This window comes from Pseudoalteromonas sp. APC 3893 (genome assembly GCF_030408095.1).
Lineage (GTDB): Bacteria > Pseudomonadota > Gammaproteobacteria > Enterobacterales > Alteromonadaceae > Pseudoalteromonas.
Genome location: NZ_JASDCD010000071.1, coordinates 1 through 1,184, shown reverse-complemented (window position 1 = coordinate 1,184; position 1,184 = coordinate 1). Strand labels below are relative to the sequence as shown.

1 protein-coding gene is annotated in these 1,184 nt (G+C 41.7%); it reads left to right on the top strand.

The genetic code is table 11. The features are described 5' to 3' along the window. Positions 1 to 52 precede the first annotated feature (52 nt). Positions 53 to 1,184: IS21 family transposase (gene istA, locus QMA12_RS22015; RefSeq protein ID WP_290295320.1), on the top strand; the 1,132-nt coding region annotated here is incomplete at its 3' end.

Below are 1,184 nucleotides of genomic sequence, written 5' to 3'. Positions count from 1 at the left end.
TTTTGTAGGTATGTTAAACCGTTATCTAAATCATTTGATGAAGATAACAATCATGTCAACAAGACCTATATCTATGAGTAAATTACAGGCTATTTTACGGCTGAAATATTCAGCTAAATTATCCCATCGAGAGATTGCCAGAAGCTTAAATATCTCCCCTGGGACTGTCGCTAATTACGTTAAAAAGGCCAATGAGTTAGGCTTAAATCAATGGCCGTTACCTGAAGATAAACAACACGATACTTTTCTTAAGACAAAAGTCAGGGACTTCTCACCCCGTCAAAAAAGATATCCAACACCTGATTGGCTCGCTATCAACAGGGATTTAAAGCTGCACAAACATTTAACCTTGCAGTTAGTATTCGATGAATTACGTGAGAAAGTTGGTGAGCCTTATTACAGCTATAGCCACTTCTGCCGCGCCTATCGGCAATGGTTGGGAAAACAACGGTTGTCGATGCGTCAGCATCATAAAGGCGGTGAAAAGCTGTTTGTGGATTATTGTGGCCCCACACTGACCATCACATGCCCTACAACGCAGGAGACACGGACTGCTCAAGTATTTGTTGCCGTGCTCGGCGCATCAAATTATACCTATGCTGAGGCAACGTATAGCCAGCAACTTGAAGATTGGGTGATGAGTCATGCGCGTTGCTTTGAATTTTTAGGCGGTGTGCCTGAGCTTGTTATTCCCGACAATCTCAGAAGTGCCGTTAGTAAACCCTGTCGCTACGAGCCTGATTTAAACCCCACGTATCATCAACTAGCCGAGTATTTTAATGTCGCTGTCATACCCGCCAGACCTTATAAACCCAAAGATAAGTCCAAGGCTGAAGTCGGTGTACAAATTGTTGAGCGTTGGATCATGGCACGTCTGCGTAACCAAACTTTTTACAGCTTGGCGCACTTAAATCAAGAAATAACAAAGCTACTTGATGCTATGAACAATAAGGTGATGAAGCAATATCAACAATCACGCAAACAGCTCTTTGATATTGTTGATAAACCAGTATTAAAACCACTCCCTCAAAAGCCCTATCACTATACACAAATCAAAACGGTGCGAGTACACATTGATTATCATGTAGAAATAGAAAAACATTATTATAGTGTGCCGTATCAGTGGGTTAAGAAGCAATTACGCGCACACATAACCAATCAGCTAGTACAGCTTTATCATGGCG